We start from the raw sequence: 25,027 nt of genomic DNA on the forward strand, positions 1-25,027 counted from the left end.
GCGCATCCGATCACGGCGGCGCCCCGCCGCACAGCGGATTATCTGACGAGGGCCGCCTGCAACGACTCCAGCAGCCCGATCAGCTCGACCCGCTCGGCCAGATCCAGCTCCGCGTACGCCTGCCCGGCGAGTGCATCCGCGACCGACTCGGCCCACATCAGCCGCCGCACGATCGGCCCGGCCGGCGGGTACGGCGGCTGCCAGCCGAACGCCACGGCCCCGGTCTCCCCCTCGGGCCCCGCGATGATCGCCTGCAACGGGGTGAGGCCGCTGGCTCGCACGGCCACACCCTGCACGCTCAGCCGGTGTTCGTGCAGCAGGTGCAACGCCACCGCGGTCTGCGCACCCGGCGAGGTGTCCGGCACCGGCATCGCCCGCCACGCGGCGAACAGCGGGAGTCCGGCCGGTTCGGCCGCGTCCACCACCCGCCGGGTCAACGTGAGCAGGCGGCCCAGCCGCGGGAAGGCGCCGAGCTCCTCGACGCCCCAGCGGCACAGCTCGTGCAGGTGCCAGGTGGCGACCTCGTGCGGCTCGGTCGTCTTGGCGGCCGCCTCCCAGCCGTCCGTGACCGCCTCGGGCGCGATGAAGCCGATCGCCGCGGCCGCGGTCTCCGGCTTGACGTCGCCGAGCGCCCCCGCCCGCGCGGATACGTGATAGGCCCATCCGGACAGCCCGAGCAGCCGCGCGCGGCGCAGCGTACGCGGCGACTCGGCGAACGCACCGACGAGCCCCGCGAGTCCCGGTTTGGCCGTGGCGGCTGCCTGTTCCGGAGTCACCTGCCCGATTCTGCTCCGCGTGACCGGTTCTGGAAATGGTCGTTCATCAAGGTCCGTGCAGATCGAGATCCTCGATCGCCGCCTGGGCGTCCCCGACCCGGCGGCGGGCGGCGGCCGTGTCCCGTTCGGCGGAGCGTCGGGCCAGCGTGCGGCCGGAAACCTCGGCCTGGGCCGCGGCCCGGCGCCGGTCCAGGTCGGCCAGCTCCGCCTCGATCTGTTCGAGGGCATGAACTGCGTCACGTTCGGCTGCCGCAGCCCGATCGAGTGCGGTGTGCGCCTCGCGTTCCGCCGCCTGGGCCACGGTCAGCTCCTTGTTGAGCGCCCGCCGCCGCTGGGCTACCCCGGGACCGCCCCGGGTTTCCGCCCGGTCGGCGGCTTCTCCCTTCCCGCCTCCACGGGCCACCCCACGAACGCCGCGCGCCGCCGCGCGGCCCCGGCCGTCCCCCGCGCCACTGTCCTCCGCGCCGCCCTCCTCCCGGCCGCTGTCTTCCAGGCCGCTGTCTTCCAGGCCGCTGTCTTCCAGGCCGCCGTCTTCCGCGCCGTCGTCGGGGGTTTCCGGGAGGTCGTCGGCGGTGAGCAGGCGGAGTCGCGGGCGGGGCACCTCACCGAAGCCCGCATACGTGGCGGCGCGCACCAGCCGCCCCGAGCGCACCTGTTCGGCGATCTCCGGCTCGGCCACGGCCGCGGCCAGCGTCGCCTCCACCTCAGCCAGCGGCAGCTTGGCGCCCGACAGCGCCGGGTCCTGGGTGAGCGCCAGGTCCCGGGCGACCGCGACCAGCGCGGACACCATCTGCCGCCGCTGGATGGACAGCTCGCGGAGCTGGTCGCCGTGCAGGTCGCGCTGGGCGGAACGCAGTGCCGCGGACAGCTCGACCAACTCGTCGACGAGGTCGGGGCGGCGCAACGCCAGCAGGTTCACCAGCCACGCGGCGACGGTCGGCTTACGCAGCGCCGCGTACCGTTTCGCCGCCTCCCGGTCGCCCGCCTGGCGGGCCGCGGCGACCGCTGCCGTACGGGTCGCGACGAACCCGTCCGGTGCCTGTTCGTAGAGCCGCCGCACGATGTCGGCGGGGTGCCCCCCGGACACGGTCAGCCGACGGTCGTGCCGGGCGCCAGCTGGGCGTACTCGGTGCCGGACAGCCGTTCCAGGTGCCCGTTGCTAATGCTCGCGCCCAGCTCGGTGAGCAGCAGGTCGTGCAGCGCGTACGCCCGGCGGGGCTTGACCGCGCGGGCGAAGTCGATGGCCTCGCTGAGCTTCATCCACGGGGCGTTCAGCGGCACGAACAGCGTGTCCACCGGCTCGTCCGGCACGGTGAACGAGTCGCCCGGGTGGTACACCGTGCCCTGGCCGTCGGCGATGAGGTAGCCCAGGTTCGCGATCCGGGGGATGTCCGCGTGGATGATCGCGTGCTGCCCGCCGTGCGCGCGCACGGTGAAACCGGCCGCCTCGAACTCCTGGCCCGGCGCGACGGCCGTGACCGCGTCGGCCACCCCCGACAGCAGCGGCAGCACGTCCGCGTGCGCGTACACCCGCAGGTCGGGTTTGGCGGCGACCGCCGCCGCGAGCGCGTCCACGTCGAGGTGGTCGAAGTGTTCGTGGGTGATCAGGACGGCGTCCGCTCCGGTCAACGCCGAGCCTTCGCTGAACTTGCCCGGGTCGACCACCAGGACCGTGTCGCCGCTGGTGATGCGCAGGCAGGAGTGGGTGAGTTTCGTGACGCGCACGGGATTCCTCCGCAGCCGATTCGTTACTCGTCGAATCGCAGTCTGCCGGAACCGGACCGCGCCCGCCGCACGTCCCAGGGTGCAGACCTTGCGGGGATGGAGGAATCATGGGAATGCGACACCTACATAACGCCCGGCTGCTGGGCGCCACGACCCTGATCGCGACACTGGCGCTGGCCGGATGCAGCAACAGCTCGTCGGACAAGTCCGCCTCGACTGCCGGTGCACCCGGGCTCGGGGTGGCCGGGCCCGCCGCGGCACCGGCCGAGCGCCAGGCCGAGGGGGGCACGGCCCAGGACAAGGCCCAACCGGGCGCCCAGGCGCCCAACCTCGCGGTCGACCAGCGGTCGATCATTTACACCGGCTCGGTCACCGTACGGGTGAAGAACGTCAACACCGCGGCCGCGCAGGTGGCGGCGTTCGCGACCGGGGCGGGCGGCTTCGTGGGCGGCGACAACCGCAACAGCGGCACGCCGGGCGGCTCCGGGGACCACGGATCGCTGACCCTGCGCGTACCGTCGGCGAAGTTCGGCGCCGTGATCGACCAGATCGCCGGGCTGGGCACCGAGCAGCAGCGCGCCACGAACACCGAGGACGTCACCGAGCAGGTCGTCGACCTCGACGCGCGGATCGCCACGCAACAGGCCAGAGTGGACAGTGGTCGCCGCCTGCTGGCTCAGGCGAAGACGCTCAACGACCTCGTCATGCTGGAGAACGAGGTCGGTACCCGGCAGGCCGACCTGGCGTCGCTGCAAGCCAAGAAGCGCCGCCTGGCCGATCTCACCGCGCTGTCCACGATCACCGCGGAGCTGCTCGGCCCCGAGGCGGCGGCCGTGGACGAGCCGGACGGCCCGCCCGGATTCCTCGCGGGGCTCAAAGGTGGGTGGAACGCGCTGGTGGCGTCCCTTTCCGTGCTGCTGACCGTGCTGGGGGCGCTGCTGCCGTGGCTGCTGGCCCTGGGCATCCCCGCCTACGGAATCTTCTGGCTGATCCGCCGCTATGCCCGCCGCCCGCACCTCGCGACGGCCCCGGCCGGAATGACCACCGCCGCCCCGAACCCGGCCGCGTCGGGCACGAGCGCGGGGACGGCAACGCCGCCGGCCGCGTCCTCGAACCCGTCGCAGCAGAGCGACCGTCCACAGTAGGCCCGTTCCGGACCTGGTCGGCAACGGCCCCGTTGTCGACCCGGTCCTGGCCACCACCGGCGGCACGGCACCAGCCCGGGGCCTGATGGCTCCGGGCGCGGGCTGAATCAGGCCGCGGCCGGGTTCAGAAGGCGCCGGTGGACAGCGCGGCGAGGGCGGTGTGGGCCATCACCCGCACGCCGTATCCGATGCACCGCTCGTCGACGTCGAAGTCGGCCTGGTGCAGGTCGTGGCGGACCTGGTCACCCGCGATGCCGGTGCCGAGCCGGATCATCGCGCCCGGAACGTGTTCCAGATAGAAGGAGAAGTCCTCGCCACCCATGCTGATCTCGGCCTCGACGACGTGGTCGGCGCCCAGGGCCGCCCCGGCCGCTCCGGCGATGACGGCCGCGGCCATCCGGTCGTTGATGACCGGGGGCACGCCGCGCTGATACCGGACGTCGACCTCGGCGCCGGTGGCGGCGACCACGTCGCGGATCAGCTGGGTGATCAGCTCAGGGGCGTCGCGCCAGGCGTCGCGGTTGAGGATGCGGACCGTGCCGCGTACGTGGCCCTCGTCGGGGATCGCGTTGAACGCCTCCCCGGCGTGCACCGCACCCCACACCATGGACACCCCGGCGCGCGGGTCGACCCGGCGGTCGAGCAGCGACGGCACGTCGACGATGACCCGCCCCAGCGCGTGCACCAGGTCGGCGGTGAGGTGCGGCCGCGCGGTGTGGCCGCCCGGCCCGGTGAGCGTGACCGTGACCGTGTCGGCCGCCGCGGTGAACGGGCCGGAGCGGACTCCGACCAGCCCCGCGGGCAGCTGCGGGTAGCAGTGCAGCGCGTAGATGGCCGCCACGTCCTTGAGCGCGCCCGCGGCGATCACCTCGGGGGCGCCCGAGGGGACGGCCTCCTCGGCAGGCTGGAACAGCAGCCGGATCCGGCCGGGCAGCTCGCCCTGCTCCTCCAGCTGGGCCAGCGCCAGGCCGAGGCCGAGCAGGACCGTGGTGTGCACGTCGTGGCCGCACGCGTGGGCGACATTGGCGACCGTCGACCGGTACGGCACGTCCTTGACGTCGTGCAGCGGCAGCGCGTCCAGGTCGGCGCGGAAGGCGATGACCCGGTCACCGCTGCCGATGTCGCAGATGACCCCGTTGCCCTTGGGTAGCAGTCGCGGGGAGAGCCCGGCGACGGCCAGTTCGCGGGCGACCAGGGCGGCCGTCTCGAACTCGGCGTGCGACGGCTCGGGATGGGCGTGGATGTGCCGGCGGATCGCCACCAGCTCCGCACCGCGGGCGGCCAGCCAGCGGTCGAGCTGCCCGGGGAGCGGGTCGGCGCCCGGCGGCGGGGAGGGCCAGGCGGGCGACATCGGCTCCGTGGGCGATCCGGTGCCCCCGGGCACCGTCAGCGCACTGGTCATGTCGGATTCTCTATCGCTCTCGAGGTTTGGTCCGGTTTCCGCAACGTGCGACAGCCTAGACCGATTGTGGTGACGCTGTGCAACGTCATTCCTGTGGTGATCGGAACGCGCACCGTCACGAAAGCCCTGATAAGAGCGGTGTCTATGAACGCAGACATCGACCCACCACCTCCTACAACGGGTAACGTCTCGCGGAGGTGACGCGGTTCAAATCTCGACCCAGCGTGACCCGGCCAATCCGCCGGTTGGCACACCAGGAGTCCGATTCAGCGCCCGGAGTCAGAAGCGCTCCACCGGGTGGTACGTCCCCCACACCCCCCGCAGCGTGTGGCAGACCTCCCCCACGGTGGCACGTAGGCGCAACGCCTCCCGCATGGGCCGCAGGACGTTGTCCGTCCCGCCGGCCGCCTTCTGCAGGTCGGCCAGCGCCGCTTCCACGGCGGCGTTGTCGCGCTGGGCGCGCAGCTCGGCCAGCCGTGCCACCTGACCCGCCTCGATGGCGGGGTCGACGCGCAGCGGCTCGTAGTGCTCCTCCTCGTCGAGCGTGAACCGGTTGACGCCCACCACCACCCGCTCACCGGAGTCGATCTCGTTGGCGATCCGGTACGCGGACGCCTCGATCTCGCGCTTCTGGAAGCCCTGCTCGATCGCCTCTACCGCAGAGCCGTGCGCGAAGACCCGCTCCATCAGCGTCGTGGCGGCGGCCTCCACCTCGTCGGTCAGGGCCTCGATGGCGTACGAGCCCGCGAACGGGTCCACCGTGCCGGTCAGCCCGCTCTCGTATGCGAGGACCTGCTGGGTGCGCAGGGCCAGCCGGGCGGCCTTCTCTGTCGGAAGGGCGATCGCCTCGTCGTACCCGTTGGTGTGCAGGGACTGGGTGCCACCGGCGACCGCGCCGAGCGCCTGGATCGCCACCCGGACCAGGTTGACCTCGGGCTGCTGGGCGGTGAGCTGCACCCCGGCGGTCTGGGTGTGGAAACGCAGCATGAGCGACTTGGGGTCCTTCGCACCGAACTCGTCGCGCATGATCCGCGCCCACATGCGCCGGGCCGCCCGGAACTTCGCGATCTCCTCCAGCAGCGTCGTGCGGGCGACGAAGAAGAACGACAGGCGGGGCGCGAAGTCGTCCACGGCGAGACCGGCGGCCACCGCGGCGCGCACGTACTCCACGCCGTTGGCCAGGGTGAACGCGATCTCCTGCGCGGGCGAGGCACCGGCCTCGGCCATGTGGTAGCCGGAGATGCTGATGGTGTTCCACTTCGGAATCTCGGCCCGGCAGTACGCGAACGTGTCCGCCACCAGCCGCAGCGACGGCTTGGGCGGGAAGATGTACGTGCCGCGGGCGATGTACTCCTTGAGGATGTCGTTCTGGATCGTGCCCTGCAGCGCGGTGCCGGGCGCCCCCTGCTCCTCGGCGACCAGTTGGTAGAGCAGCAGCAGCACCGAGCCGGGCGCGTTGATCGTCATCGACGTGGAGACCTTGTCCAGCGGGATGCCGTGGAACAGCCGCCGCATGTCGTCGATCGAGTCGATGGCCACCCCGACCTTGCCGACCTCGCCGTGCGCGATCGGCTCGTCGGAGTCGTAGCCCATCTGGGTGGGCAGATCGAACGCCACGGACAGGCCCATCGTGCCCGCGGCCAGCAGCTGGTGGTAGCGCGCGTTGGACTCCGCGGCGGTGCCGAAACCGGCATACTGCCGCATGGTCCACGGGCGCGAGGTGTACATCGTCGGATACACCCCGCGGGTATACGGATACCGCCCGGGCTCGCCGATCCGCGCCTCGGAGCCCGCGGGCACGTCGTCGCGGTGGTAGACCGGCTTGATCTCGAACCCGGATTCTGCGTTCACACCGGCGATCCTAAGGCGTCGTTCAGGGACGGGGGTGTGGTCTTGGCCCACCTGTGGACAAACTCGCGGGACACACGGCACTCGGGTGGCTACCTGGAGTCAAGTTCGCCGGAACACGGACCCAGCGACTTTCACAAAGGGGGTGGGAACCGGCAAGATAGCGGCGTTGGTCCCCGGCCCCTACGTCCCCCTCGGTGGCAATCTCAGTGACTCAGATTCCGACGTGGAGCGGTGGTGACACCACTCCTACCAGCGGACGCGCCGCCCCGGGCACGCTCATCGGCGGGCGCTACACCCTGCGCGCCGCGGTCGGCCACGGCGGCATGGGTACGGTCTGGCGGGCGGCCGACACGCTGCTGCGCCGCGACGTGGCCATCAAGGAGGTCGTCCTGCCGCCGGGCCTGGCCCCGAGCGACCGGGACTCGATGTTCGAGCGGACCATGCGCGAGGCCCGTGCCGCCGCCGCGCTGCAGCACCCCGCGGTCGTTCAGGTGTACGACGTCGTCCACGAGAACGACCGCCCGTGGATCGTCATGGAGCTGCTGGACGCCCGCAGCCTGGCGGACATGGTCATCGAGGACGGCCCGGTCGCCCCGCGGGTGGTCGCCAAGATCGGCATCGCGCTGCTGGGCGCGCTGGAGGTGGCGCACGCGCACGGCGTGCTGCACCGCGACGTGAAGCCCGCCAACGTGCTGATCTGCTCCGACGGCCGGTGCGTGCTCACCGACTTCGGCGTCGCCCGGATGCCCACCGACGTGCAGCTCACCACGCCCGGCATGGTGCTGGGCTCGCCGCACTTCATCTCGCCCGAGCGCGCCATGGGCCAGGACTTCGGCCCGCCGAGCGACCTGTTCTCCCTCGGCGTGACGCTGTACACCGCGGTCGAGGGCCGCCCCCCGTTCGACAAGGGCGACCCGATCGAGACCATGCACGCCGTGGTCGAGGACCCGCCCGCGCCGACCCAGCGGTCCGGCTCCCTCACCCCGGTGCTGATGGGCCTGCTCGAGAAGGACCCGGCGCGCCGGTTCGACGTGCAGACCGCCCGGACGATGCTGCGCCAGCAGCTGGCCGGCCCACTGGCCAGCAAGTCCCCGCCGCATCTCATGACGGACCCGTACTCGGTGGTCCCGGCCCAGCGCCCCGACCCCGCCGCGACCCAGGCCGTGCCGCCCCCGCAGCCGACCGGTCAGATCGGTGGCCGGGCCATGCTGGCCCCGGGCGAGTCGCTCACCGGGCACCTCGCCAAGCTGCGCCAGGGCGGCCGGCGGCGCGCCCCCGAGAGCCCGGCGACCCCGGCCTCCGGGCCGCCCACCGGGGCGTTCCCGGCCCCGCCCCCGGCCCGCGACGGCGACCGGACCAGCGTCCTACCGCCCAACGGCAACCGGGCCGGCCAACTGCCACCCGACGGCGACCGGACCGGCCTGCTGCCGCCTGCCGGTGACAGCGAGCGCACCAGCATGTTGCCCCCCGGCGGCAGTGCCGCCGACCCGACCAGCCTCATCCCGCCGCGCCGCCCCTGGGACGGCGCCCGCGCGGCGCGCGAGCCACTGCCCGGCGGCACGGTCGTGATGAGCCCCGGCGCGAAGCGCCGGGCCGCGCTGGCCACCGCGACCCGCACCGTACGGGCGGGCTCCCAGCGGGTGGTCACCACGGTCCGCGGCTGGCCCCGCAACACGCAGCTCGCCGCCGCGGGCGGCCTGACCCTCGTCCTCGTGCTGGCCGTGGTGCTGATGTTCTCCGGCGGCAAGGATCCGCAACCCCGCGCGCAGCAGCAGGCGTCCGTGCAGCCCGCACCAGCGGCCTTCGAGACCCAGGAGCACCACGCCAAGGGCGTCACCGTGAAGGTCCCGAAGGCGTGGGAACGCAGCGCCTCCGGGGTCTGGGTGGACTACGTCGACCCGCAGGACGACACCCGCAAGGTCCGCATCCTGGTCGAGAAGGGCGACGCCGAGCCCCGCCGGTTCGCCGAGAAGATCGCCGAGCACACGCTGGAGAAGTCGAAGAACTGCCCCAAGCCGTACAGCCGGGTCAGTGTCTCGGACGTCCAGGTGTCCGGGCAGAACGGCGCGCAGCTGGAGTACACCTGCGGCAGCGGCGCCGAGATGCGGCACGGGGTGTGGCGGGAGATCACCCGCGACGGGAAGATGTACTCCTTCTACCTGACCACGACCGACGCCCGGTTCGCGGAGAGCATGCCGATCTTCGAGGAGATGGCGAGGACGTTCGCGTTCGAGAACGCGTGAGGCGTGCTATCCACTGAGCATGGCTTCTGACGATCTCCGTGCCCGGGCCACCGCCTGGCTCGCCGACGACCCCGACCCCGCGACCCGCGCCGAGCTGACCGCGCTGCTGGAGCGGCTGCCCGCCAGCGCGGACGAGCTGGCCGACCGGTTCGCCGGGCCGCTCACGTTCGGCACGGCCGGGCTGCGCGGGCAGCTGCGCGCCGGGCCCAACGGGATGAACCTCGCGGTCGTCACCCGCGCCGCGGCCGGACTGGTCGGTTGGCTGGCCGCCCAGGGCGGCACGGGTCCGCTGGTGATCGGGTACGACGCCCGGCACGGCTCGAAGGCGTTCGCGGAACAGACCGCCCGGGTGGCCACGGGCGCGGGCCGGGAAGCGCTGCTGCTGCCCCGCCCGCTGCCCACCCCGGTGCTGGCCTGGGCGGTGCGCGACCTCGGGGCGGTGGCCGGGGTGATGGTCACCGCCAGCCACAACCCGCCGCAGGACAACGGCTACAAGGTCTATCTCGGCGCTGCGCTGGGCGGTCCGGCGGGGGCGGGCGCGCAGATCGTGCCCCCGGCCGACGTGGAGATCGAGGCCGCCATCCAAGCCGTCGGGCCCCTGGCCGAGGTGCCGCTGGGCGAGCCCGGCACGGTGCTGACCGAGGCCGTCGTGCGGGGGTACGTGGACAGCGCCGCCGCCGTGCTCGCCCCCGGCCCGCGCGAGCTGACCGTGGCGTACACGCCGCTGCACGGCGTCGGCGGCGCCGTGCTGGCCGCCGCGTTCACCGCGGCCGGGTTCGCCGCCCCGGCCGTGGTCGCCGAGCAGGCCGAGCCGGACCCGGAGTTCCCCACCGTGGCGTTCCCCAACCCGGAGGAGCCCGGGGCGATGGACCTGCTGCTGGCGCTCGCCTCCGACACGGGCGCGGACCTCGCGATCGCCAACGACCCGGACGCCGACCGGTGCGCGATCGCACTCCCGGGCGCGGACGGCACGTGGCGCCCGCTGCGCGGCGACGAGCTGGGCGCCCTGCTGGCCGACCACCTCCAGCGCCAGGGTGTCCCCGGCACGTACGCCACCACGATCGTGTCGTCGTCGCTGCTGCGGTCGCTGTGCGCGGCCCGCGGCGTGCCGTACGCGCAGAGCCTCACCGGGTTCAAGTGGATCGTCCGGGCCGCCGAGGACCTCGCGTACGGCTACGAGGAGGCGCTCGGCTACTGCGTGGCGCCGGGGCACGTCCGCGACAAGGACGGCATCACGGCGGCGCTGCGGGTGGCGGAGCTGGCCGCCGCGCTCAAGGCGCAGGGCCGGACGCTGGCCGACCGGCTCGACGAGCTGGCCGCCGAGTTCGGGGTGTACGCGACCGATCAGCTGTCGGTGCGCGTCGACGACCTGGCCGAGATCGCCCGGGCGATGACCCAGGTCCGGGACAAGCCGCCGGTCACGCTGCTCGGCGCCGACCTGACCGAGGTCGAGGACCGGTTGCCCGCGGCGGACGTGCTGACCTTCCGGACGGACGCGGCGCGGGTGGTGATCCGGCCGTCGGGGACCGAGCCGAAGCTGAAGGCGTACCTGGAGGTGGTGGAGCCGGTCCGCGACGGCGACGTGCCCGCGGCCCGGACCCGCGCGGCCGCCGCCCTGACCGAACTGCGCGCGGAGACCGCGGCCGCGCTCGGCCTCGGCTGAGACTCAGCCGGCCTTCGGGGTGCCGAGGGCGGCCGTGATCGCCCGGCCCAGGGTGGCGACGACGAGCGCGACGCTGGGCCGCACGATCGAGTCCTCCAGGTTCACCCCGCCGGAGAAGCCCGCCCCGTTGGCGATCTCCTCCAGCCGTTGGTGCGCGTGCGCGGCCTGGTCGGCGGGCAGCCGCAGGGCGGGCTCCATCCGGGTGGCGGTGAGCAGCGTGGCCAGCGCGGCGGTGCGCTCGTCCGGCACCGCGTCGCTGATCAGGGCCCGGGCCAGCCGGCCGCGGATCTCCGCCTCGTACGCCGGGTCCGTGGTCGGGTACCGGTGCACGTGGATGACCCCGAGCTGGGTCTCGTCGACGTCGCGCACGACGCCGCGGGCCACCAGGTCGTCGAGGACCCGGGCGCGCAGGCCGTGGCGCAGCCGCTGCACCCACTGCGCCGGGGTGTGCGGCTCGTCCGCCGCCGCCTTCACCAGGACCGCGTCCTCGATCGGGTCGTCCACCGGCGTGGCGTCGATGACCTTCAGGTAACCGTCGACGTACGCGATGCGCCCCTTCAGCGCCAGATCGACGAGCACGGCCGCGGCCATGCCGAGGTCCAGCCCGATTCGGGAGCCGGTCGCCTTGCCGGTCTCGTCGTCGTACGCGAGCAGCAGCAGTTCTTCGGCGAGCGCGATGGAGGTCATGCCAGCACGATAGTGTCCCGCCGCAGCTCGCGGGCTCCCGGCAACGCCCATGTCGCGACGTCTAGAGGACACCGGGCGCTACCTCGGCTCAGCGGCCAGCAGCCAGTCCACCAGGCGGGCCGCGGCGCGACCGCCACCATCCACCGCGTGGGTGGCCGCGAACCTCCCGGCGGCCGCCTCGTACCCGGCCGCGATGGCGGCGACGTTCCGCACGGCCTCCGCGACCTCCGCCGCGGTGTGCAGCAGGGGGCCGGGCGGGTCCGTGCGCAGGTCGGTGTTGAGGCCGGGCGACGCCTCGAACTCCGCGAGGTCGGGCACGTACAGCAGGACCGGACGGCCGGTCACCGCGAAATCGGCCAGCAGCGACGAATAGTCCGTGATCAGCACGTCGGCGGCCAGCAGCAGGTGATCCGTGCGGGGATACGCCGAGACGTCCAGCACCCCGGGCAGCCCCGGCGTGTCGTCGGCCAGCCCGGGATGGCGCCGGACGAGCAGCACGTGGCCCGGCGCCAGGGCGGCCGCCACCGCCGGCAGGTCGAGCAGCCGCCCGGGGTCGCTGTAGCCGGGGCAGCGCAGCTCCCGAGGGCGGCGGGTGGGGGCGTACAGCGCCAGCCGGGTGTCGGGCGGCAGGCTCAGGCGGCGCAGGACCTCGGCGCGGGCCGCGTCGGGGTCCATCGTGCTCAGCGCGTCGTTGGCTGGTCGGCCGTACTCCAGGACCGGGCCGCCGAAGCGCAGCTCGGAGCGCAGCACCGGGGTCGCTGACGGGCCGGGCGAGGCGAGCGCGGTCCAGTGGCGGGCGTCCGAGATGATCTGGCCGACGAGGTCCGGTCCCAGCGGGTGCGCCGCGGCGAGCGCGCCGAAGCGGGCGACCGGCCAGCCACCACCGAGCCGCAGCACCACCTGGCCGTCGCGGGCCCGGAACCAGTCCGGCAGGGTGTCGTTGCAGACCACCCAGCGGCTGGTGGCCAGTGCCTCGTGCCACGCGGCACTGCCCAGCGGCACCGGTTCGGCACCGGACGGCAGCGGTTGTCCGCGCTCGCCGGCCCACGCGGCCGGTGGCGCGTCCGGGCGGCCGACCAGCTCAGCGAGGACCGCGGCCGGATCGTCGGGGAACCGGCGCCCGGGTGCGCCGTCGAAGAGCACCACGTCGCGCAGGCGCGGCCGCCGCCCCGGACCGCCCGCGGCCGGAAAGTACGCCGACCGCAGCCGCTCCTGCTCGACCGGATCGTGGCCCGGCGCCGCCACCGTCAGAGCCACCCGTTCCCCGGCGGCGCGGCGCAGCAGGGAGCGCGTCGGGTCAGGACCGGTCGGCTCCGAGGCGGTGGGCAGCGCGGCCCGGACCGCGTCGGTGCAACCCAGCGGGGCGATGGTGGGATGCCGGTGACCGGGTGCGCGGAACGCGAGATCCCACGTGCCGACCGGCAGCGGGAGCGGTCCGGCCAGGCCGGGCGCGGCGGCCGGATCGACGACCACCTCCCACCGGCCGTCCGTGACCCGCAGGGGCAGCGGGATGTCGCGCCGTCGCGCCCGCAGGCGCAACAGCAGTTCCCCGGCCGCCGGGCGGGGGCTGTCGCCCCGCAGCACCAGGGCGCCGTCGCGCCGCCAGTGCGCCGAGGTGAGCACCGGACCCGCCGGGCGCGTGCACAGCGTGACCTGGCCGCCGACGGCGACCGCGGTGTACACCTCGTCGGTCCCCCACACCGTGCGGGTCTGTTCGTAGGCGACGTCGGCGACGAGCCGGGCCGCCTGGCCGCCGAGGACGAGATGCACCCCGAGGCGCCGCGCGTACAGTCCGGCCGCGTGGTTGTCGGTGTCGTCGTCGAGTGCGACGCCGCGCAGTGGCAGCCGGGCCGTGAAGGTGGCGCCGTCCGCTCCGGTACGCACCTGCGCGTCGGCGCGGTGCAGCGGGAGCCCGTGCGCCCTCAGCTCGATCCGTACCGGGCCGGTCGGCCAGGTGCGCAGCCGGCCCTCGAGGACCAGGTCGTCGCGGTCGCGGAGGCTGGCGGTGAGCCAACCGGCGGCCCTTTCCACCCGCAGGCGCAGCCGGCCGTCGGCGGCCAGGGGCCGGAGCCAGACGCCGGGGGCCACCCGGTGGCGCGGCATCGGCTCGGCCCAGTCGGCGATCCGCAGCCCGTCGCGGCGCAGCCGCAACCCGCGGGTGGCGGCGACGGCCACGGTCCAGGTCCCGGTCCGCCACCGGGCGCCCCGGCGCAGCACGGCCGGGTCGAGGGTCAGGGCGAACCCACCGGCCGGCACCGCCGGGCCGCGATGCGACCGGCTGCGCAACGGCACCCGGCCGCGGCTGCCGTGCGCCGAGAGCCACACCATCCGCAGCGTCGGCCAGCGGGGCGCCGCGTCCCCGGGCACGTGCGCGTACCCGGAGATCTCCAGCTTCCCGTCGCGCCAGGCGAGGTCGCGCACACCGGACTCGAGCCGCCGCGCCACGGGTCCGGCCGCCGGGGCCTGCCGCGTCCGGTAGCCCTGGTCGACGAGTTCGACGAGCGCGTCGATCCGCCGCCGGCGGATCAGCCGCCACTGCGGGCGCAGGTGGGCGGGAAGGCGCTCGATGACGCCGTCGCCCACCGCATCGAGGTACGCGTTGGCGAGCTCCAGGAACGTCGTGCGGAACCGCTCCGGGGCGCCCGGCAGGTACTGCGTCGCGGAGTTGAGCTTGTCCCAGATCGCCTGTTCCTCGTACACCCGGCACAGGTCGGCGTGCCCCGCGCCGGTCAGCGCCCGGCGGGTGAGGTCGACCGAGTGGAAGCGGTCGACCAGGTTGCGCACGTCGTGGTCCGACTGGGTGATCGAGCGCACCGCACCCTCGCGGACCCGCCAGTAGTAGACGACCTCGGCGACGACCGCGACCTCGGTGGCACAGGCGTGCGCGGGCACGGTCACCGGCGCGTCCTCGTACAGGCGGCCGACCGGGAACGTGAAGCCGTGCGCGTCCCAGAACGTGCGCCGGAACAGCTTGTTCCAGATCGTCCGGTCGCGCAGCAGCCGGTGGTGGTCGCGGACGTGGGTCGCGAGGTCGGTGCCGCGGATGGCGCCGTCGTGCGGGTAGCCCGGGTAGTGCCCGCGCGAGCTGAGCCGGTGCACGCCGCCGCTGGCGAAGTCGGCGCCGCCGGACAGCGCCTGCGACAGCACCTCGTACGCGTGGGCGGCCAGCACGTCGTCGCTGTCGACGAACGCCAGGAACTCGCCGGTGGCGTACCGGATGCCGGTGTTGCGGGCCGCGCTCAGGCCCGCGTTGGCCTGGCGGACGAGCTGGAACCGGTCGTCGGCGGCGACGAACTGTGCGGCGATGGCGGCGCTGCCGTCGGTGGATCCGTCGTCGACGCAGATGACCTGGAGGTCCCGGTGGGTCTGGCTGCGCACCGAGTCGAGGCAGTCGCCCAGGAACGGCGCCACGTCGTAGATCGGCACGATGACGCTGACGAGCCCCGCGACCAGCTCCGGCACCGGCGTGGCCTTCCGCTCAGCGGTGTCGGCCGGCTCCTCCCCCGAGGAAAGATACGCCGGTCGGCCCGCTGGACGGCGGAGCCGCGCGGGCCGCGCGACGGCACCGGCCGTCTCGGCGGGGCCGGGTGTGGGTGGCCGGCCCGAGCTACCCCTCGGCGCCCAGATCCGGCAGGACCCGGTCGCGCTGCTCGACCCAGGCCAGGGAGTCCCGGATGCCGTCGGCGACGGTGTGCTCGGCCCGCCAGCCCAGCAGGTCGGCGGCCCGGGTGCTGCGGGTGAAGGCGCCGACCGAGTCACCGGGCCGCCGGGGCGCCGGCTCGATCTCCACGGGGGTGTCGACGACCTGGTTGAACGCCTCGACGAACTCGAGCACGGTGGTGCCGGTGCCGGTGCCGAGGTTGATGACCTGGTAACGCGTGTCGTCCGCGAAGAGGGTGTCGAAGAGCTCGACCGCGCGCACGTGGGCACCCGCGAGGTCCCAGACGTGCACGTAGTCGCGGATGCCGGAACCGTCCCGGGTCGGGTAGTCGAGACCGGTCACCGGGAAGGGGCGGCCGGCGCGGTAGGCGGCCACCAGCTTGCCGAGCGCGTGGCTGGGCGCGGGCAGCTGCAGCCCCGTACGCATCTTCGGGTCCGCCCCGATCGGGTTGAAGTAGCGCAGCGACAGGACCCGCAGTCCGGTGGCGGCGGCGATGTCGGTCAGCATCTGCTCGACGACGAGCTTGGTCCGCGCGTACGGGCTCTGGGCCGACACCGCGGAGTCCTCGTGGACGCTGAAGTCCTCGCCCGGCTCGTAGATCGAGGCGGACGAGCTGAACACGAAGCGGGTGACGCCCTTGCCGATCAGGCGGTCGACGAGCTCGAGGGTCTTCGCGACGTTCTCGCGGTAGTAGCGGATCGGGTGGTCCACCGATTCGGGCACCACGATGAGGGCCGCGCAGTGCACGACGGCCTCGATGTCCGGATGGTCCGCGAAGATCCGGTCCAGGACCTCAGGGTCCGCGATGTCGCCTTGGTAGAAGGACCTGCCCGTACAGAACTCGCGGCGCCCCGTGACCAGATTGTCCAGAATGACCGGGTGGTGCCCCGCGTCGAGCAGGCATGACGCGATGGTGCTGCCGATGAATCCTGCACCACCCGCGATGAGCACCTTCACGAATCATCCCTTTCCGATCAGCGGCCTGCCTGGCGAGAGTAGCGGACATCGCTGGGAGCTCGAGCCGCCCGACGGCCGCCCGACGGCCGACCGATGCTGGCCGCCGGGTGCGCGAGCGCGGCCTCTGGCTGTAACGTATGAAGCTGGCCGCCCCGGACATCCCCCCTGTCCGCCCCCACCGCGTTGCCGCAGTCGTGTTGCCGCGGCGACGTGATTCCGGCGGTGTCGCCCCGAGTGCCCTGCGAGCGGCGTCGCCCTGGTGCCATGAGAAAGGACCAGTTCAGTCGTGACCTCGCCCACCCCCCGGCCCGACGTCACGGTAGTGGTCATCGTGTACAACGACGCACACCGGATCGAGGCCGCGGTCCGATCCGTGCTGGATCAGTCGTTGCGCAGCCATGAGGTGATCGTCGTCGACGACCACAGCACCGACGCCACCCCCACGGTGGCGCAGCGGCTGGCCGACGAGCACCCCGGGCTGGTCCGCTTCATCCGCCTGCCCGCCAACTCGGGCCACTGCGGGGCACCCCGCAACGCGGGCGTCCGGCAGGCCCGCGGCCGGTACGTGATGTTCCTGGACAGCGACGACACCATCGACCGGCACGCCTGCCGCAACCTGGTGGCGATGGCCGAGGAGTCCGGCGCCGACATGGTGGTCGGCCGGTGCGTACGCCACGACGTGCCGACCGGCAAGGAGCAGTCCTGGATGCCCTGGCTGGTCCAGCGCAAGGTGGTCCACGAGTCGCTGAGCGACCAGCCGGAACTGCTGTACGACGTCCTCTCGACGAACAAGCTCTACCGGCACGACTTCCTCGTCCGGGAGAATCTGGTCTTCCTGGAGGACCGCCTCTACGAGGACAACCTGTTCTCCGCCCACGCATACCTGACCGCCAAGAAGATCGCGGTGATCCCGCAGCGGATCTATACGTGGAACATCGAGCCGAAGGCCCGCTCGATCACCAGCCGGGCCGCGGACGTCCGGAACATCACCGACCGGATCGCGGTGACCCGGGAGATCGACAAGCTGCTGGCCGAGCACGACGCCGGTGAGCTGCGGCTGCAGAAGGACATCCGGTTCCTGGAGAACGACCTCCGCATCCACCTGGCGGGCTTCGGCCAGTTCCCGGAGGCGACCCAGCGCGCCCTGCTCGACATCGCCCGGCCGTACGTGCAGACCCTGCAGCCGGAGGCGTTCAAGCAGGCCAAGCCGCTGCCCGCGATCGCCGCTTTCATGGTCCGGCAGGACGACCTGGCCGGGGTCGCCGCGGCCCACGACTACATGGTCGCCAAGGGCGCCAAGACCCAGCTGACCACGGACCTGGTCGTCCGCGACGGCCGGGTGTTCTGGTGTGACCGCCACCTGGACGACCCGCTCGGCCGCGAGGTGCTGGACGTCACCGAGTTCGGGTTCCAGGACCTGCCGCTGGCCAAGCTGCGGCTGGGCAGCCGGATCACGGACGTGCGGCGGACCGGCAGCACGGTCACGATCAGCGGAACGATCACCAACCCGCTCGGCCGGCTCGGCACCCTGGCCAAGCCGAAGACCCAGCTGGTGGTGCGCGCCCGGCGCAACCGGCGCCGCCAGTTCACGATGGCGGCCAAGCTGGCGGTCTCCGGCACCGAGGCCACCTGGACGGCCGACTTCGACCCCGCCCAGATGCTGCGCCCGGTCGGCATCGTGGACATGGTCTACAACATGGTGCTGCGGATCCGCACCGCCTCCGAGACCATCGACCTGCAGCTGTTCGCGGACGACGCGGTGATGGACGACCTGCGGCTGGCGGTCCGGCCGCGGCTCACCCGGCTCGTCGCCGACCGGATGGAGGCTTACCGTACGGACGCGGGCAACCTCGCGCTGCGGCTGTCGGCGGAGGGCCGCAAGGCGCGGGCCGGAGACGCCACGGTCAGCAAGCTGCGCTCGCGGCCGCTCGGCGCCCGGCTGTGGAGCACGGCCGGGACCCTGCGGCGCGACCTGCGGCAGCGGATGAACCAGCGCAAGACCAAGCTGGCCTGGTACGACAACGTCTTCTCGCGGCTGCCGATCAGCAAGCGGACGATCGTGTTCGAGAGCCACATGGGCAAGCAGTTCTCGGACAGCCCGCGGGCCATCTATGAGGAGCTCAAGCGTTCCGGGGTGCCGTTCCGCGCGGTGTGGGCGCACACCGAGGAGCACCCGAACGGCTTCCCGTCCGACGTCAAGCTGGTGCGCCGGCAGTCGTACGCCTACCTGCGTGAGCTCGGCCGGGCCCGGTACTGGGTGGACAACCAGGGCTTCCCGCACGACCTGCGCAAGCGGTCCGGCACGACGTACATCCAGACCTGGCACGGCTCGGCGTTCAAGCGGATGGGTTTCGACGAGGCGAGCATCAAGAGCCAGACGGCCGCCCAGCAGCAGCGGCTACAGGACGCGATCGACCGCTTCGACGTGTTCCTCGTGCGTACCGAACACGACGTCCGCACGTTGACCAAGGGCATGCGGGTGCACGCCGAGCTGATGCCGGTCGGCTATCCGCGCAACGACGTGCTGGTGCGGCAGGACAACCCGGAGGAGGTGGCGGCGCTGCGCAAGTCGCTGAACCTCACCGACGAGCGCAAGGTCCTGCTGTACGCGCCGACGTTCCGCCCACAGGAGATCGGCCGGTGGTCCAAGGGCCTGACGCTGCCGTTCTCCCTGGACGACTTCGTCGAACGCTTCGGCGACGACTACGTGCTGCTGATCCGCCCGCACTACCTGGCGTCGTTCGCGATGCCCCCGCGGTACGCGCATTCGGTGCGCAACGTGGCGAACGTCCACGACGTCACTCCGCTGATGCAGATCGCGGACGCGGTGATCACGGACTATTCGTCGCTGATGTTCGACTATGCGCTGCTGGGCCGTCCGATGATCTTCCACGTGCCGGACTACGACGACTACGTCGGCAACAGCCGGGGCTCCTACTTCGACCTGGCCGAGGTCGCCCCGGGCCCGCTGACCCGGACCCAGGACGCGCTGTTCGCCATGCTCGCCGACCTGGACGAGCTGCCGGAGCGCTACGCCGAACAGCACCGCGCCTTCGTTGCCAGGTTCTGCGAGTACGACACCGGCAACGCGGCGAAGGCCGTGGTCGACCGCTTCTTCGCGTCAGGAGCCCGCCGTGGCTGAGCCCCGGGACATCTTCATCGTCTGCAACAGCGTCAACGAGCTCGGCGGCCTCATCCAGTGGGCGCACGACATCGGGCGGCTCTTCAGTGACCGGGGGCACCGGGTGCGCCTGGTCGGGGTGGAGCCCGCGACGGTCGCGCGGGACTACGGCTCGGACCTGCCGTACCCGATGATCACCCTGCATGACCACCACCTGCCCCGGCGCCGCAAGGTGGAGGGCCTGAGCCGGCTCAACGTGGCCAACCTGGCCCGCCAGCGCCGCCGGGAGGCGCTGCTGGCCGAGGGCGCCCAGCGGCTGACCGCGCTGTTCCGCGAGGCGCAGCCGGGCGGCGTCGTCATCGCCGCGCAGGTCTGGGCCGGGGAGTGGGTGTCCGCCGCGGACACGACCGGCCTCACGGTGATCGGCATGTCCCACGAGTCGTTCGAGGCGTGCCGCAACAGCAGCCGGTACCACCGGGTCCTCAAGTACTACACGGACATGGACATGCACCTGCTGCTCACCGACGCAGACGCGGACTCCTGGGCCGCCCGGGCCGGGATGACGAACGTGGGGGCGATGCCCAACCCGCTGATGACCGTCCCGAAGACCATGCCCACGCTGGACGAGAAGACCGTCGTGTCGCTGCGCCGGCTCTCCCACGACAAGGGCATCGACATGCTGCTCGAGGCGTGGGCGCTGGTCGGCCCGCAGTATCCGGACTGGAGCCTCAAGATCTACGGCGCCGGCCCGGATGAGGCCGAGCTGCGCGAGCAGGCCCGCGAGTTGGGCCTGGACGACAACCAGATCCTCCTGGGCAAGACCGACAACATCGACGCGGCGCTGAGCGCGGCCTCGATCTACGCCCTGCCGTCGCGCGAGGAGGGTTTCCCGATCGCCATCATGGAGGCGATGGCGTACGGGCTGCCGACAGTCGCCTTCGACTGCGCGCCCGGCATCCGCGAACTGATCGACGACGAGGTCAGCGGCGGCCTGGTGGTGACCGCGGGCAACGTGCCCGGCATGGCGGCCGCCCTGGAACGCCTGATCAAGGACAAGGATCTGCGGGTACGGCTGGGCGAGGCGGGCCGCGAGTCGGTGCAGCGCTTCACCCCGGACAGCATCGTCGACCGCTGGGAAGCCCTGTTCGCCCTGCTGGACCGCTGAGGTGCGGGCGGTCCTCGCGACGCTGGGGTATGTGCTGTCCGCGGACCGGCGCGAGGTCCTGATGATCCGCCGCGACGCCCGCCCGGACGACATCCACTTCGGCTACCACAACGGCCTGGGCGGCAAGCTGGAGCCGGACGAGGACGTGGCCAGCGGCATGCGCCGCGAAGTCCGCGAGGAGGCCGGGCTGGAGTGCGGCGAGCCGGACTTCGCCGGGACGATCTCCTGGCCGGGCTTCGGCCGGGACGGGGAGAACTGGTTCGGCTTCCTGTTCCGCATACCGCGCTGGTCCGGCACGCCGCGGACCGCGAACCCCGAGGGCAGCCTGCACTGGATGCCCGTCGCCGACGTGCTGGCCGGCCGGATCCCCATGTGGGAGTCCGACCGGCACTTCCTGCCGTTGGTGTTCGCGGCGCGGCCGCGCCCGTTCCACGGGGTCATGCCGTTCCACGAGGGCCGCGCGGTCTCGTGGTCGTACACGACCGGCTGAGCGTCAGGCGGCGTCGCGCCGGATCGCGCCGAGGATCTTGCGACGGTCGAAGAGGAACTGCGGGCGCACGCCGATCCGGGTCGCGAAGTCCACGTACGCCTTCGTGAGGTCGACGTCGTCGCTGGCCAGCACGCCGCCCGGCGGGATCTTCGGCCACGCCGACTCGTATTCGAACATCTGGTTCGGATAGCCGTGATCGCTGTCGTGCAGGAACAGGTCGATCGTGTCGAGGCCGTCGAGGACCTCGGTGAAGCTACGGCGCGGATCCTTCGCATCGCTGACCGTCTGCTTCCACCGCGGGTGCCCCTGGACGAGGCTGCCCGCGTCCGGCCGGACGTCGAAGCTGTACAACGTGCCCTGTCCGTTTCGGTCGAGCGCGTTCAGGATCATGAAGGACGAGCGGCCGTCGGCGATGCCGGTCTCCACCACTGTGGTCGGCTTCAGCAGCCGGGCCAGGCCGTACAGGGTCAGGCCGGTGCCCCGCTCGACGCCCCAGCGCTCGGGGAACAGCGTCTCGCGTTCGCTGTACCGCTGCTTCAGCTGGTCGGTGACCTCGTCGAACTCGTCGACGACCTTCGCCACGTCGTCCGCGGGCCAGCCCAGCGCTGCCAGCAGGTCGGTGGGCGACACCTCCAGGAGCACACTCAGCTTGGTGAAGTCGTGCAGGGTGGGCGGCTGCGGGGCCGGGGGCTTCGGCTTGGCCGGCGCCTTGGGTTTGGCCGCCGGCTTGGCCACCGGCGGCCGGAACCTACGAACTTCGTAGCCGGTCAGCCGTCGTAGGTACGAATTGGCGGTTCTGCGCAATGACATGGCACCGAATCCGTTGGGAGGCTCGGGAACGGGGGAAGTGCGCCGCAGCGTACACGGCGCACGCTCGCCCGGGAATGTCCCTTGATCGGGCGGCCCCGCCTCACGCTACGCCCGGGTCGCACCACCTACCGACTAAACCATCAAAACCGGGGCATACCACCAAACTGGCGGTCGCCCGCATCGCCCAGGCCGGGCACGATGAACATCTTCTCGTTCAGCCCCTCGTCCACGGACGCGGTGACCACCCGCAGCGGCAGCCCGGAACTCTCCAGCCGGGCGATGCCCTCGGGCGCGGCCAGCACGCAGCAGATCGTGATGTCGGTGCAGCCCCGGTCGACCAGCAGCTGACAGCAGTGCACCAGGGACCCCCCGGTGGCCACCATCGGGTCCAGCACCAGAACCGGCAGGCCGCTGAGGTCGCCCGGCAGCGACTCCATGTAGGCCCGCGGCGCGAAGGTGACCTCGTCGCGGGCCAGACCCACGAAACCCATGTGCGACTCGGGCAGCAGGCCCAACGCCGCCTCGGTCATGCCGAGCCCGGCCCGCAGCACGGGCACGATCAGCGGCGGATTGGCCAGCCGCGTCCCTTGAGCCGGGGCGACCGGGGTGGTCACCGGGTACCGCTCGACCTCGAAGGCGCGGGCCGCCTCGTAGACGAGCATGCTGGCCAGCTCACGCAGCGCGGCCCGGAAGGTGCCCGAGTCCGTCGCCGCGTTGCGCATCGCGGTGAGGCGGGACTGGGCCAGGGGATGATCAACAACGAGTACGTCCACGCGGTCAACCTATCGGCAAGGTCAGGCCGCAAGCGGAGGCATCCCAAGATCAAGTGTCGGACCCGTGCGTAGACTGACCCACATGACTGCGACAGTGACGTCGGGGCTGCCCGGCGTGTCCGGTCCCGCGGCGACCCCGACGGCACCGGCGTTCGATCTGAGGTCGTTCCTCCACGGCCTGCCGGGGGTCGACAAGGTCGGCCTCGAGGCGCGCGCGGCGGCCCTGGGCACCCGGTCGATCAAGACCACCGCGAAGGCTCACGCCATCGACCTGGCGATCCGGATGGTCGACCTCACCACCCTGGAAGGCGCCGACACCCCCGGCAAGGTGCGGGCCCTGTCCGCCAAGGCGCTGCGGCCGGATCCGGCCGACCCGACCTGCCCGCAGGTCGCCGCGGTCTGCGTCTACCCGGCGATGGTGCCGTTCGCGGCCGAGGTGCTGGCCGGTTCCGGCGTGCACCTGGCCAGCGTGGCCACCGCGTTCCCATCCGGGCAGGCGCCGCTGGACGTCAAGCTCGCCGACACCCGCGACGCGGTCGCCGCCGGGGCGGACGAGATCGACATGGTGATCAGCCGTGGCGCGTTCCTGGCGGGCCGCTACGACGACGTCTTCGCCGAGATCGTCGCGGTCAAGCAGGCCTGCGGCCCGGCCCATCTCAAGGTGATCCTGGAGACCGGCGAGCTGGGCACGTACGACAACGTCCGGCGGGCGTCCTGGCTGGCGATGCTGGCCGGGGCGGACTTCATCAAGACCTCCACCGGCAAGGTCCCGGTCGCCGCCACCCTTCCGGTCACCCTGGTCATGCTCGAGGCGGTCCGCGACTTCCGGGCGCAGCACGGCCGCCAGATCGGGGTCAAGCCGGCCGGTGGCATCAAGACCACCAAGGACGCGATGAAGTACCTGGTCATGGTCAACGAGACCGTCGGCGCCGACTGGCTCGACCCGGACTGGTTCCGCTTCGGCGCCTCCTCGCTGCTCAATGACCTGCTGATGCAGCGCACCAAGCTCACCACCGGCCACTACGCCGGTCCGGACTACTTCACGCTGGACTGAGCCCATGACCCTGTTCGAGTACGCTCCGGCCCCCGAGTCCCGGTCGATCGTCGACCTCGCGCCGTCCTACGGCCTGTTCATCGACGGCTCCTTCGACCCGCCGTCCGCCGACGGCGGCGTCTTCAAGACGGTCAACCCGGCCTCCGAGGAGGTCCTGGCCGAGGTCTCCGCCGCAGGCCCGCAGGACGTCGACCGCGCCGTGGCCGCCGCCCGCCGCGCCTTCGGTCCCTGGTCGGCCCTGCCCGGCGCCGAGCGGGCCAAATACCTGTTCCGGATCGCCCGCATCATCCAGGAACGCTCGCGCGAGCTGGCCGTGCTGGAGTCGCTGGACAACGGCAAGCCGATCCGCGAGTCCCGCGACGTCGACCTGCCGCTGGTCGCCGCGCACTTCTTCTACTACGCGGGCTGGGCCGACAAGCTGCGCTACGCGGGCCTCGGGCCCGACCCCCGCCCGCTCGGGGTCGCCGCCCAGGTCATCCCGTGGAACTTCCCCCTGCTCATGCTCGCGTGGAAGATCGCGCCCGCACTGGCCTGCGGCAACACGGTGGTGCTCAAGCCCGCCGAGACCACCCCGCTGTCCGCGCTGTTCTTCGCGGACGTCTGCCGCCAGGCCGAGCTGCCCCCCGGCGTGGTCAACATCCTCACCGGAGCGGGCGACACCGGCCGTCTGCTGGTCGAGCACCCCGGCGTGGACAAGGTCGCGTTCACCGGCTCCACCGAGGTCGGCCGCCAGATCGCCCGCGCGGTCGCGGGCACCCGCAAGCGGGTCGGCCTGGAACTGGGTGGCAAGGCCGCCAACATCGTCTTCGAGGACGCCCCGATCGACCAGGCCGTCGAGGGCATCGTCAACGGCATCTTCTTCAACCAGGGCCACGTCTGCTGCGCCGGGTCGCGGCTGCTGGTCCAGGAATCGGTGTACGACGAGGTCCTCACCGCCCTCAAGCGCCGGATGGCGACCCTGCGGGTGGGCGACCCCCTGGACAAGAACACCGACATCGGCGCGATCAACTCCGCGGCCCAGCTGGAACGGATCCGGACCCTGTCCGAGGTGGGCGACGCCGAGGGCGCACAGCGCTGGTCGCCCGCCTGCGAGCTGCCCGAGCACGGCTACTGGTTCGCACCCACCATCTTCACCGGGGTGACCCAGGCGCACCGGATCGCCCGCGAGGAGATCTTCGGCCCGGTCCTGTCCGTGCTCACCTTCCGCACCCCGGCCGAGGCGATCGAGAAGGCCAACAACACGCCGTACGGGCTGTCCGCCGGGGTGTGGACCGAGAAGGGCTCGCGCATCCTCGCCGTGGCCGACCAACTGCGCGCGGGCGTGGTGTGGGCCAACACGTTCAACAAGTTCGACCCGACATCGCCGTTCGGCGGCTACAAGGAATCCGGCTACGGCCGGGAGGGCGGCCGCCACGGCCTGGAGGCGTACCTTGCCTAAGTCATCCACGGCCACCAAGGCCAAGCACGCCGAGACCGAGACGGTCGCGACGCCGGCGGCGGGCCC

Annotated in this window: 18 protein-coding genes; 8 read left to right on the top strand and 10 right to left on the bottom strand. The window is 72.6% G+C overall.

What is annotated here, in order from left to right:
• Positions 1-38: 38 nt before the first annotated feature.
• Genes ACMCNO_RS31135 through ACMCNO_RS31145 form a run of 3 tightly spaced genes read right to left on the bottom strand, consistent with a single transcriptional unit; the run spans position 39 to position 2,501 of the window.
• Positions 39-776: an SCO6745 family protein gene (locus tag ACMCNO_RS31135; RefSeq protein ID WP_412752996.1), complete on the bottom strand. Its 738-nt coding sequence runs from the start codon at positions 774-776 to the stop codon at positions 39-41.
• A gap of 46 nt (positions 777-822) precedes the next feature.
• Positions 823-1,863: a hypothetical protein gene (locus tag ACMCNO_RS31140; protein WP_412752997.1), complete on the bottom strand. Its 1,041-nt coding sequence runs from the start codon at positions 1,861-1,863 to the stop codon at positions 823-825.
• 2 nt (positions 1,864-1,865) lie between these two features.
• Positions 1,866-2,501 carry an MBL fold metallo-hydrolase gene (locus ACMCNO_RS31145; protein WP_412752998.1) on the bottom strand — a complete coding sequence of 212 codons (636 nt, stop codon included), beginning with the start codon at positions 2,499-2,501 and terminating at the stop codon, positions 1,866-1,868.
• A gap of 107 nt (positions 2,502-2,608) precedes the next feature.
• Here ACMCNO_RS31145 and ACMCNO_RS31150 point away from each other — a divergent pair, with 107 nt between their 5' ends.
• Positions 2,609-3,646: a DUF4349 domain-containing protein gene (locus ACMCNO_RS31150; protein ID WP_412752999.1), complete on the top strand. Its 1,038-nt coding sequence runs from the start codon at positions 2,609-2,611 to the stop codon at positions 3,644-3,646.
• A gap of 124 nt (positions 3,647-3,770) precedes the next feature.
• Here the strand turns inward: ACMCNO_RS31150 and ACMCNO_RS31155 are convergent, their stop codons facing one another.
• Positions 3,771-5,048, bottom strand: a complete 1,278-nt coding sequence (locus ACMCNO_RS31155; protein WP_412753000.1) for an amidohydrolase — start codon at positions 5,046-5,048, stop codon at positions 3,771-3,773.
• Positions 5,049-5,327: 279 nt separating this feature from the next.
• Positions 5,328-6,899, bottom strand: coding sequence for a methylmalonyl-CoA mutase (locus tag ACMCNO_RS31160; RefSeq protein WP_412753001.1), 1,572 nt, complete (start codon positions 6,897-6,899; stop codon positions 5,328-5,330).
• Positions 6,900-7,105: 206 nt separating this feature from the next.
• Between ACMCNO_RS31160 and ACMCNO_RS31165 the strand changes: the two genes are divergently transcribed.
• Positions 7,106-9,142: a protein kinase domain-containing protein gene (locus ACMCNO_RS31165; protein ID WP_412753002.1), complete on the top strand. Its 2,037-nt coding sequence runs from the start codon at positions 7,106-7,108 to the stop codon at positions 9,140-9,142.
• A gap of 19 nt (positions 9,143-9,161) precedes the next feature.
• Positions 9,162-10,805: a phospho-sugar mutase gene (locus tag ACMCNO_RS31170; protein WP_412753003.1), complete on the top strand. Its 1,644-nt coding sequence runs from the start codon at positions 9,162-9,164 to the stop codon at positions 10,803-10,805.
• Between the two features lie 3 nt (positions 10,806-10,808).
• On the opposite strand, the gene ACMCNO_RS31175 is transcribed toward ACMCNO_RS31170, so the two are convergent.
• The 3 genes from ACMCNO_RS31175 to galE all read right to left on the bottom strand — a co-directional run bounded on the left by ACMCNO_RS31175 (position 10,809) and on the right by galE (position 16,110).
• Positions 10,809-11,492, bottom strand: a complete 684-nt coding sequence (locus ACMCNO_RS31175; RefSeq protein WP_412753004.1) for a GOLPH3/VPS74 family protein — start codon at positions 11,490-11,492, stop codon at positions 10,809-10,811.
• Positions 11,493-11,570: 78 nt separating this feature from the next.
• Positions 11,571-14,954: a CDP-glycerol glycerophosphotransferase family protein gene (locus tag ACMCNO_RS31180; protein WP_412753005.1), complete on the bottom strand. Its 3,384-nt coding sequence runs from the start codon at positions 14,952-14,954 to the stop codon at positions 11,571-11,573.
• Between the two features lie 145 nt (positions 14,955-15,099).
• Positions 15,100-16,110 (bottom strand): UDP-glucose 4-epimerase GalE, encoded by a 1,011-nt coding sequence (gene galE / locus ACMCNO_RS31185; RefSeq protein WP_412753006.1) that lies wholly within the window; start codon positions 16,108-16,110, stop codon positions 15,100-15,102.
• A 286-nt stretch (positions 16,111-16,396) separates the two neighbouring features.
• Between galE and ACMCNO_RS31190 the strand changes: the two genes are divergently transcribed.
• Genes ACMCNO_RS31190 through ACMCNO_RS31200 form a run of 3 tightly spaced genes read left to right on the top strand, consistent with a single transcriptional unit; the run spans position 16,397 to position 20,886 of the window.
• Complete coding sequence (locus ACMCNO_RS31190) at positions 16,397-19,252, top strand: CDP-glycerol glycerophosphotransferase family protein (protein ID WP_412753007.1); 2,856 nt, start codon at positions 16,397-16,399, stop codon at positions 19,250-19,252.
• Positions 19,245-20,396, top strand: coding sequence for a glycosyltransferase (locus ACMCNO_RS31195; RefSeq protein WP_412753008.1), 1,152 nt, complete (start codon positions 19,245-19,247; stop codon positions 20,394-20,396). Before ACMCNO_RS31190 ends, ACMCNO_RS31195 begins: the two co-directional genes overlap by 8 nt.
• 1 nt (position 20,397) lies before the next feature.
• Complete coding sequence (locus ACMCNO_RS31200; protein WP_412753009.1) at positions 20,398-20,886, top strand: NUDIX hydrolase; 489 nt, start codon at positions 20,398-20,400, stop codon at positions 20,884-20,886.
• 3 nt (positions 20,887-20,889) lie between these two features.
• Here ACMCNO_RS31200 and ACMCNO_RS31205 read toward each other — a convergent pair whose 3' ends face one another.
• Both ACMCNO_RS31205 and upp read right to left on the bottom strand, forming a co-directional pair.
• Positions 20,890-21,696, bottom strand: a complete 807-nt coding sequence (locus tag ACMCNO_RS31205) for a class I SAM-dependent methyltransferase (RefSeq protein ID WP_412753010.1) — start codon at positions 21,694-21,696, stop codon at positions 20,890-20,892.
• 140 nt (positions 21,697-21,836) lie between these two features.
• Positions 21,837-22,469, bottom strand: a complete 633-nt coding sequence (gene upp, locus ACMCNO_RS31210; protein ID WP_412753011.1) for a uracil phosphoribosyltransferase — start codon at positions 22,467-22,469, stop codon at positions 21,837-21,839.
• Positions 22,470-22,551: 82 nt separating this feature from the next.
• Here upp and deoC point away from each other — a divergent pair, with 82 nt between their 5' ends.
• Entirely contained in the window at positions 22,552-23,523 is a 972-nt protein-coding gene (gene deoC / locus ACMCNO_RS31215) for a deoxyribose-phosphate aldolase (protein ID WP_412753012.1), read from the top strand.
• Between the two features lie 10 nt (positions 23,524-23,533).
• Positions 23,534-24,961, top strand: coding sequence for an aldehyde dehydrogenase family protein (locus ACMCNO_RS31220; protein ID WP_412753868.1), 1,428 nt, complete (start codon positions 23,534-23,536; stop codon positions 24,959-24,961).
• Positions 24,962-25,027 lie beyond the last annotated feature (66 nt).

Source organism: Krasilnikovia sp. M28-CT-15 (genome assembly GCF_047159595.1).
Lineage (GTDB): Bacteria > Actinomycetota > Actinomycetes > Mycobacteriales > Micromonosporaceae > Actinoplanes.